This is a genomic window from Pseudomonas sp. GZD-222, assembly GCF_049310525.1.
Taxonomy (GTDB): Bacteria; Pseudomonadota; Gammaproteobacteria; order Pseudomonadales; family Pseudomonadaceae; genus Aquipseudomonas.
In genome coordinates this window covers 1-8728 of sequence record NZ_JBMOWO010000059.1, presented here as the reverse complement: position 1 = coordinate 8728, position 8728 = coordinate 1, and the positions used below count along the sequence as shown (strand labels likewise).

Annotated in this window: 7 protein-coding genes; 5 read left to right on the top strand and 2 right to left on the bottom strand. The window is 62.0% G+C overall.

Features of this window, described 5'->3' with window-relative positions; genetic code table 11:
• Positions 1 to 83 precede the first annotated feature (83 nt).
• On the bottom strand, positions 84 to 1349 hold the full coding sequence (locus tag ACO6VD_RS11240; protein ID WP_422419056.1) for an OprD family porin: 1266 nt from the start codon (positions 1347 to 1349) through the stop codon (positions 84 to 86).
• Positions 1350 to 1685: 336 nt separating this feature from the next.
• Here ACO6VD_RS11240 and ACO6VD_RS11235 point away from each other — a divergent pair, with 336 nt between their 5' ends.
• The 3 genes from ACO6VD_RS11235 to ACO6VD_RS11225 are packed head-to-tail and all read left to right on the top strand — an operon-like array spanning position 1686 to position 4566.
• Positions 1686 to 2708 carry a TRAP transporter substrate-binding protein gene (locus tag ACO6VD_RS11235; RefSeq protein ID WP_422419054.1) on the top strand — a complete coding sequence of 341 codons (1023 nt, stop codon included), beginning with the start codon at positions 1686 to 1688 and terminating at the stop codon, positions 2706 to 2708.
• A 5-nt stretch (positions 2709 to 2713) separates the two neighbouring features.
• Entirely contained in the window at positions 2714 to 3247 is a 534-nt protein-coding gene (locus tag ACO6VD_RS11230; RefSeq protein WP_422419052.1) for a TRAP transporter small permease, read from the top strand.
• Positions 3244 to 4566, top strand: a complete 1323-nt coding sequence (locus tag ACO6VD_RS11225) for a TRAP transporter large permease (protein ID WP_400172383.1) — start codon at positions 3244 to 3246, stop codon at positions 4564 to 4566. Before ACO6VD_RS11230 ends, ACO6VD_RS11225 begins: the two co-directional genes overlap by 4 nt.
• A 465-nt stretch (positions 4567 to 5031) precedes the next feature.
• On the opposite strand, the gene ACO6VD_RS11220 is transcribed toward ACO6VD_RS11225, so the two are convergent.
• A complete protein-coding gene (locus tag ACO6VD_RS11220; RefSeq protein ID WP_422419050.1) occupies positions 5032 to 6240 on the bottom strand; it encodes an MFS transporter in 1209 nt (402 codons plus the stop codon).
• A gap of 245 nt (positions 6241 to 6485) precedes the next feature.
• Here ACO6VD_RS11220 and ACO6VD_RS11215 point away from each other — a divergent pair, with 245 nt between their 5' ends.
• The gene (locus ACO6VD_RS11215; protein WP_422419048.1) at positions 6486 to 7655 is read left to right on the top strand and encodes a p-hydroxyphenylacetate 3-hydroxylase oxygenase component; all 1170 of its coding nucleotides are present in this window, start codon (positions 6486 to 6488) and stop codon (positions 7653 to 7655) included.
• A gap of 57 nt (positions 7656 to 7712) precedes the next feature.
• Positions 7713 to 8651: a p-hydroxyphenylacetate 3-hydroxylase reductase component gene (locus ACO6VD_RS11210; RefSeq protein ID WP_422419046.1), complete on the top strand. Its 939-nt coding sequence runs from the start codon at positions 7713 to 7715 to the stop codon at positions 8649 to 8651.
• Positions 8652 to 8728: the final 77 nt, after the last annotated feature.

The window sequence follows — 8728 nt, the reverse complement described above, 5'->3', positions numbered from 1 at the left end:
TAGTGCTGTGTTCTCGCGTTCGGTCTCGCGTCGCTGCCCCTCCCCTCCCCCCCCCCCCCCCCGCTCCTACCGGTAGATCAAGATCACATCAACGGCAAGGTGTAGCCGATGATGATGCGGTTTTCGTCGATATCCGAAGTCAGGCCGGCACTGGAGCGAAAGGTGGCGTTGCGCAGGCGGATGTTGAGGTTTTTGAAGGTGCCGGACTGGAAGGTGTACACCAGGTCGGTGTCACGTTCCCATTCCTTGCCACCGCTGACTCTCGCCGTTTCGATGTTGCGGCCGTTGACGTAACGGGTCATGAAGGTCAGCCCCGGCACGCCGAGGGCGACGAAGTCGTAGTCGTAGCGCGCTTGCCAGGCGTCGGTCCCGGCCTTGGTGAAGGTGTTGACGGTCACCAGGTTGATCGAATACGGGTCCAGACCGGGGAAGGCAAAGTCGCCATCGCCAGACAGGCTCTGGTAGCCAGCCCCGAACTTGTGGGCGCCGACACCCAGGGTCAGCATGCCGTTGAAGAAGCGGTTGTCGATACGGCCGGCGTCGACCCGGGTGGCGCTACGGAAGTTGTGATCACCGCTTTCGCCAGTGTCGAAGTAGCGCAGGTCGGTCTTGAGGGTCACGCCTTCGGCCAGGGTGGCGCTGTGCACCAGCCCGACGTAGTGCTGCTGGTAGATGTTGTCCATCTGCGCGTAGTAGTAGCTGGCTATCAGCCCTGGGGTGAGGGCGTAGCTGCCACCGGCCAGGTCGAGGTGGGCGCTTTCTACCCCGTTGTAGTTCATCTCGTCATTGCTCGACGAGTCGCGCAGGTTGATCTTTTCCAGACGCCCGGCGTTGAGGGTCAAGCCGCCGATTTCCTGGGAGTTGAGCAGGGTCCCGGCATAGGTGGAGGAGAGCAGGCGGGTATCGTTGTAGGCGGCTACCGGCAGTTGCGGCTGCAAGGTGCCGATTTTCAGCACGCTTTTCGACAGCCGTACTTTGGCGGCCAGACCCAGTTCGCTGTAGGTATCTTCCGGTTCCAGGCTCTCGGCACCGTAGGCCAGCAGGCCGGTGCCGCGACGGTCGCGGCTGGAGTCGAGCTTGATCGCCGTCTCGGCGATGGCATCCAGGCCGAAGCCGAGGGTGCCTTCGGTGAAGCCCGATTCAACACGCGCTGTAAAGCCCTGCGCCCATTCCTCGGCCTTGGCCTGGGGCGCATTGCTTTGCCGGAAGTCACGGTTCATGTACATGTTGCGGGCTTCGAGGCTGGCTTTGGTGTCACTGAAGAAGTCGGCATTGGCCACCTGGGTGAAGCCACAGGCTGTACCGAACAGGCAGACGAGTGCCGGGGTAGTGCGTGGAATCCTGATCATTGTTCTTGTCTCTAGGATTGGTGTTGGCGTGTCGACACGGCGCCAGGGGTGAGCGTCGCGTCTAAATCATGTAGCCATATTGTTAAGTTATTAACAATAGTCCTTTTCTGATTTTGAGAATATTCACAAGCCTGCTTTTAGGCTTTTTTAAGCGATAAATATCTGAAATAGAACGATAAAAACTGATTTTTTGTCTGCTTTAGGCGCGCTGTCTGTCGACGCCGACGCGCGCATAGTGGTTGACAAACGCAGCCAAAAAATTAACTTATTAACGTATTGCGCTTCCTTAGAGCTATCGCGCCAGCGTGGCCACAACAACAACACGGAGCTAACACCATGAAAACAATCACAATTGCTGCCCTGTGCCTGGGTATGGCGGGCGCGGTGTCGGCTCAGGCGGTCGAAACCGTTACGCTCAAGGTCGCCCATTTCCTGCCGTCCACCTCCAACGCCCAGGCCAACATCATTGAGCCGTGGTGCGAGCAGTTGCGTCAGGAGTCCAACGATCGCATCAAGTGCCAGCTCTATCCGTCGATGCAGCTCGGCGGGACACCGGCCAAGCTTGCCGACATGGCGCGTAACGGCGTCGCCGATATCGTCTGGACGGCGCCCGCTTATTCGGCCGGCAAGTTCCCCCGTGTCGAGGCACTGGAGTTGCCGTTCGTGCTGCCTTACGGCGGCAAGGCGGGTAACGAGATCATCTGGAACTTCTACCAGCAGTACGCCCAGGACGACTTCAAGGGCTACAAGGTGCTGGTGGTGCACGGTGATGGCGGCATGAGCCTGCACACCCGCGGCAAGGCGGTGCAAACCCTGGCCGACCTCAAGGGCTTGAAGCTGCGAGCGTCGAGCCGCACAGCCGCGAAAACCGTCGAAAGCCTCGACGCCACGCCGGTGAGCATGCCGCCTGCGCAGATGACCGAAGCGATTTCCAAGGGCGTGGTCGACGGTGCTCTGGCCGCCTGGGAAGTGGTCCCGGCGACCAAGCTGGACGAAGTGACCCAGTACCACAGCGTGACCCCGGCCGGGCAGCCGGCATTTGGTTACACCGTGCTGGCGATGCTGATGAACCAGCGCAAGTTCGACAGCCTGCCGGCTGACCTGCAGGCGATCATCGAGCGCAACAGCGGCAAGGCGCTGTCCGAGCGCTTCGCCACGGCCTGGGACAAGGCGTCGGATGCTGCCTATGCCGCAACGCCAGCCGCTGGCTTGATCAATATCGATGCCAAAGCCTACAGCGAAATGCAGGCCTCCTCGACGGATGCGGTGCAGCAGTGGATCAAGGAAGCCGATGCCAAGGGCCTGGACGGCAAGGCGCTGGTCCAGGATGTCCGCAGCCTCTCCGGCCTGGCGCAGTAATCGCCATGCAGGAATCTCTGACCATAGAGTTTGATGCCGAACAGCATCGCGGGTGGGTGCGTCGCACCTTGTTATGGGTGACCCAGGGCTTTGCCATGGCCGGCGGGGTGTTGCTGGTCGGCCTGATCGCCATGTCGATGATCTCGATCATCGGCCGCAAGCTGTTCTCCATGCCGGTGCGCGGGGACATGGAGCTTGTAGAGGTGGGCGCGTCGATTGCCATCGCCGCGTTCCTGCCGCTGTGCGAGCTGCGCGGCACGCACATCAAAGTCGATGCGCTGACCTCGTGGCTGCCGGCGCTGGTGCGCAACACCCTCGATTGCATCGGTCATCTGCTGTGCTGCGCCGCGGCCTGGATCCTGGCCTGGCGCACCTGGCTGCAGATGCTCGAAAGCCACGAGTTCGGCGACTCCACCACCTTGCTGTCGTTTCCGCTGTGGATCCCCTTGTTGTTCATCGTCCCCAGCCTGGTGCTGTTGGGTGTGTGCGCCCTGGCGCGTGTGCAGGACATTTGTCGTAAAGCCGGGAGGCAGGCATGAGCGGTCTGGTATTGGGGCTGATTGCCCTTGGCATCACCACCTCGCTGTTGCTACTGCGGGTGCATATTGGCGTGACCATGCTGATTGGCGGCGCGGCGTGCTTCTGGGCAATCAACGACGGTGACCTGTCGAGCCTGTTGTTCACCCTCAACTCCCTGGCCTATTCGCGCCTGTCCAACTACGACCTGGCGGTGATTCCGCTGTTCGTGATGATGGGGCAGTTCGCCACCCACGGTGGCTTGTCGCGGGCGATTTTCCGCTGTGCTGCGGCGTTCATTGGCCACTGGAAGGGCGGTATGGGGCTGTCGGCGATTGGTGCCTGTGCCGGTTTCGGCGCGATCTGCGGATCGTCGTTGGCAACCGCTGCGACCATGAGCCATGTGGCACTGCCGGAGCTGCGCCGGCATAACTATTCCGGACGCCTGGCCACGGCCACCGTGGCGGCCGGCGGCACCCTGGGCATTCTGATTCCGCCTTCGGTACCGCTGATCATCTATGCCGTGCTGACCCAGGAGTCGATTGCCAAGCTGTTCGTCGCGGCCATCGTGCCCGGCGTGGTGGCCATCATCGGCTACATGATCGTGCTGCGCATCATGGTCTCCCGTGATGAAAGCCAGGCGACGGTATCGCCCAAGGCCTCGGCGGTCGAACGGATCAAGGCGCTGGTCAGCGTGTCGCCGGTCATCGGTGTGTTCCTGGTGGTGATCGTCGGTATCTACGGCGGCTGGGCCAACCCCACCGAGGCAGCCTCGATCGGTGCGGCGGCCTGCGGTGTGCTGGCGATCTGGCAGGGCGGGATGCGCTGGAGCGGCTTTCGCGCAAGCATGCTCGGTACGGCGGAAACCACTGCGATGATCTTCCTCGTGCTGCTCGGTGCCGACCTGCTCAACTCGGGCCTGGCGCTGACGCAGATGCCGGGTGAGCTGGCGGCCTGGGTGATCGGCAGTGGCCTGGCACCGATGCTGGTGCTGATCATCATCCTCGGCTTGTACCTGTTGCTGGGGTGCGTCATGGATTCGCTGGCGATGATTCTGCTGACCATTCCGATCTTCTATCCGATGATCATGGGCCTGGATTTCTTCGGCATGAGTGAGACGGACAAGTCGATCTGGTTCGGTATCCTGGCCTTGATGGTGGTGGAGATCGGGCTGATCCATCCGCCGCTGGGGATGAATCTGTTTATCGTCCAGCGCAGCGCCGGCGATGTGCCCTATGGCGAAACCGCCAAGGGGATCGTGCCGTTCCTGTGTTCCGATCTGCTGCGTATCGCCTTGCTGGTTGCCTTCCCGGGACTGAGCCTGTGGTTGCTGACGGTCTGAGTTTTTCTCTGCATTGCTGAGCCGCCTTCGGGCGGCTTTTTTATGGGGCTTCACGGAATTATGGGAGTGAGAATATCCATTTTGTGTGGCGCTGCTGCTGGCCCCTTCCGCCCTTACGGCGGCCTACTTTTTTCTTGGAAAAAGTAGGCAAAACCGCTCGCTCCTGCATACGGCCCTACGCTGCGCTCCGGGTCACTTCGCTCCGGCACCTTCCGGGGCCACGCGGCCTACGACTTGCTTCGCCAAGTCTACGGCTCGCGTTCTTCGGCTACGCCGAAGGTGCTGCGCACTGGCCCCTACAGGCACCTCCGCTCAGCCTCCTGAAGTCGCAGTTCGCGGCGCCTGAACGTGCGTGGATGAAGATCAAAAGCGAGATCAAGATCAAGATCAGGAGCGAGTTTCGTCTTGCTCTGCGGAATTCTGTGAAGAACCTTTTTTGTATCGGCGCCTTCCTGGCTTTTCGCCTTACCTGTCCTTGACCCGCTGACGGTGTGCTGCCCAGCTGCAGTAGACCAGCAACAGCGCACCGGCACCCAGCAGCACCGCAGGCGCGCCCAGGTGCGCGGCGAGCAGGCCGGCAAGCAGGCCGCCGATGGCATCGAAACCGAAGCGTGTCGAGGTATACAGGGCCACGACCCGGCCCCGTAGCGCCTCGGGGGCCTCGCTCTGCAGCAAGATGTTGGTGCCGACGTTGCACAGGGTGATCGCGAAGCCGAGCACCGCCATGGCCAACAGTGACAGCCACAGCTGCGTACTGGCGGCGAACAACAGCATGGCCAGTGCGCTGGCTGCGGCACTGGCAAGAATGAACCGGCCCAGTGGCGCGGTGTTGCGGTTGCCGGCCAGGACCACACTGGCAATCAGCGAGCCCAGCCCGGCTGCACCCCACAGCCAGCCGAGGGTGCGGGCATCACCAGCGAAGATGTCGCGGGCGAATACCGGCAGCAGCACCACGTAGCTGGACGCGGTGAGGTTGATCACCATCACGCTGAGCATCAGCTGTTTCACCTGCGTATTGTCCAGGGCATAGCGCATGCCTTCGCGGAACACGTTGCCAAATGATCCGCTGGCCCGTGGCGAGGGTAGCTGGCGCACGCAGGTCAGGCCGATCACCAGGGCCAGGTATGACACCGCGTTGAGGGTAAAGCACACGGCCTCGCTGACCACCGCCAGCAGCAGCCCGGCCAGCGGTGGGCCGATGAAGCGCGACAGGGTGAACAGCAGGGCATTGAGGGCCAGGGCGTTGGGCAGGTCCTGGCGGTCGTCGACGAACTGGCTGAGCAAGGATTGGCGCAGTGGCGTGTCTACCGCATTGAGGACCCCGAGCAGCGCGGCCATGGCCACGATCAGCCCCGGCCCTATCTGTTCGCTGGCGGTCAGCCCGGCGAGGGTCAGCGCATGCAAGGCGAGCGCCGCTTCGACCATGATCAGCAGCCGACGTTTGTCATGCCGGTCGATCCAGGCACCGGCAAACGGCCCCACCAGCAATTGCGGAATCAGTGCGGAAAAGGTGGTCAGGCCGAGCAGGGCGACCGAGTCGGTCAGCCGGTAGATCAGCCAGGACAGCGCCACCTGCTGGATCCAGGTACCCAGCGTGGAAATCGCATGGCCAGTGAAATACAGGCGGAAATTGCGGTGGCGCAGGGCGCGCAGGGAGCTGGGCCATTGACGCATGACGGGGTACGGCTCCGGTGCTGGAGGGGGGGCGTTATGGTACTGGTTTCGTTGTCTTGTTAACAATTTTTTAAGCACGCAAATGCCATTACCGCCTTGCGCGCCGTCAAGACCATGAAAAGTGCAATGCAGAGTGCGGAATGTCCATTTTTGCTGTTGTCCGGGCTGCGCATAATCCACTCCAGCGTCTACCTGCAACCAGGTCCGGCCGAGCAAGCGAATTTCTAACAACAAGGTCGCTAACAATGAAAAAGCCAAGCCCTCTCCTTGAAGCACTCAAGGAGCTTCTCCCTGTCATCGCTGCCAATGCCGCGCAGGCTGAGCAGGACCGTATGGTCCCGGCCGAGAACATCGCCATGCTCAAGGGCATCGGCTTGCACCGTGCGTTCCTGCCCAAAGCCTATGGCGGCATGGAAATGTCCCTGCCGGAGTTCTGTGATTGCATCGCCTTGCTCGCCGGGTCCTGTGCCAGCACCGCCTGGGCCATGAGCCTGCTGTGCACCCACAGTCATCAACTGGCGATGTTCTCCAAGCAGCTGCAGGACGAAATCTGGGGTGCCAACCCGGACGCCACGGCCAGCAGTTCGATTGCGCCGTTCGGCAAGGTCGAGGAGGTCGAGGGCGGCGTCATGTTCAGTGGTCAGATGGGCTGGAGCAGCGGCAGCGATCATGCCGAGTGGGCCATCGTCGGCTGCCGCCGCCTGAATGCCGAGGGGGCGCAGGATTACTGCTTCGCCGTGCTGCCGCGCAGCGACTACACCATTGTCGATGACTGGTACGCCATGGGCATGAAAGGCAGCGGCACCAAAACCCTGTCGATCGACAACGTCTTCGTCCCCGAGCACCGCATCCAGAAAGCCAAGGACATGATGGAAGGCAAGTCCGCCGGCTTCGGTCTGTACCCGGACAGCAAGATCTTCTACAGCCCGTATCGGCCGTATTTCGCCAGCGGCTTTGCCACCATTGGCCTGGGCATTGCCGAACGCATGCTCGACGCTTTCAAGGATAAGACCCGCAATCGCGTGCGGGCCTACACCGGTGTCAATGTCGGCGCGGCGACGCCGGCGCTGATGCGCCTGGCCGAATCGACCCACCAGGTCGCCGCTGCCCGTGCCTTCCTGGAGAAAACCTGGCGCGACCACGCCGAACATGGTGAGCGCCACGAATACCCCAGCCGTGAAACCCTGGCGTTCTGGCGTACCAATCAGGGCTATGCGGTGAAGATGTGCGTGCAGGCGGTTGATCGCCTGTTCGAAGCCGCTGGCGGCACGGCCTGGATGCAGAGCAACGAACTGCAGCGCTTGTGGCGCGACTCGCACATGACCGCCGCCCATGCCTACACCGACTACGACGTCTGCACCCAGATTCTGGGGCGTGAGCTGATGGGGCTTGAGCCTGATCCAAGCATGGTCTGAAGACCTCACTCATTTTCCCGAATCGACCTGCCGGGTTCGCCCGGCACTGAGGACATCATGACCGACCAACAAGATGCGGGCTTCGATCCGCGCGCTTTTCGCCGTGCCTTGGGTAATTTCGCCACCGGTGTGACGATCATGACCGCCGCCGTGGACGGTCGCAAAGTCGGCGTCACCGCCAACAGCTTCAACTCGGTTTCACTCGACCCGGCGCTGATTCTCTGGAGCATCGACAAGCGCTCCACCAGCTATGAGGTGTTCAACGATGCCAGCCACTTTGCCGTGAACATTCTGGCGGCTGACCAGATCGACCTGTCGAATCAGTTCGCTCGTCCCAAGGACGATAAATTTGCAGAGATCGAATGCGAGGAGGGCGCCGGTGGCGCGCCGCTGTTCAGTGACTGTGCGGCGCGTTTTCAATGCGCGATGCACCAGCAGATCGACGGTGGTGATCACTGGATTCTGATCGGCAAGGTGATTGCCTTCGACGACTTCGGCCGTTCGCCGCTGCTCTATCACCAGGGCGCCTACTCCTCGGTGCTGCCGCATCCGCGCCTGGTGTCGCGGCCTGAAGGTTCACGCAAGAGCGCGTTTCAGGGACGCTTGAGCCATAACCTGTATTACCTGATGACCCAGGCCGTACGCAGTTACCAGGCCGACTATCAGCCACGGCAACTGTCCAGCGGCTTGCGCACCAGCGAAGCGCGCATGCTCATGGTGCTGGAGAACGATTGTGGCTTGGACATGAGCGGGTTGCAGCGCGAGGTGGCGATGCCCATGCGCGAGATCGAGCAGTCGCTGGACATCCTCAAGCGCAAGGGGCTGGTGGAGGACCGCGACGCCGGCTGCTTCGGCCTGAGCGCCGAGGGCGTCGAGCAGACCGAAGCGTTGTGGGCCATCGCTTCGGAGCAGCAGGGCAGGGTCTTTAATGACTTCTCGCCAGAACAGATCGAAACCTTCAAGCACATGCTCAAGCAGGTCATAGGCGCCTGCTGATGGGTGCACCGGTGGGAGCGGGGGGGGGGGGGGGGGTGGGGGGGGGGGGGGAGAGGGAAAACGGGGGGAGGAAAAGA

Excerpts from the sequence above, each read along its gene's own strand:
- ACO6VD_RS11215 (WP_422419048.1), top strand. The coding sequence starts at position 6,486 with ATGAAAAAGCCAAGCCCTCTCCTTGAAGCACTCAAGGAGCTTCTCCCT.
- ACO6VD_RS11210 (WP_422419046.1), top strand. The coding sequence starts at position 7,713 with ATGACCGACCAACAAGATGCGGGCTTCGATCCGCGCGCTTTTCGCCGT.
- ACO6VD_RS11240 (WP_422419056.1), bottom strand. The coding sequence starts at position 1,349 with ATGATCAGGATTCCACGCACTACCCCGGCACTCGTCTGCCTGTTCGGT.
- ACO6VD_RS11235 (WP_422419054.1), top strand. The coding sequence starts at position 1,686 with ATGAAAACAATCACAATTGCTGCCCTGTGCCTGGGTATGGCGGGCGCG.
- ACO6VD_RS11225 (WP_400172383.1), top strand. The coding sequence starts at position 3,244 with ATGAGCGGTCTGGTATTGGGGCTGATTGCCCTTGGCATCACCACCTCG.
- ACO6VD_RS11230 (WP_422419052.1), top strand. The coding sequence starts at position 2,714 with ATGCAGGAATCTCTGACCATAGAGTTTGATGCCGAACAGCATCGCGGG.
- ACO6VD_RS11220 (WP_422419050.1), bottom strand. The coding sequence starts at position 6,240 with ATGCGTCAATGGCCCAGCTCCCTGCGCGCCCTGCGCCACCGCAATTTC.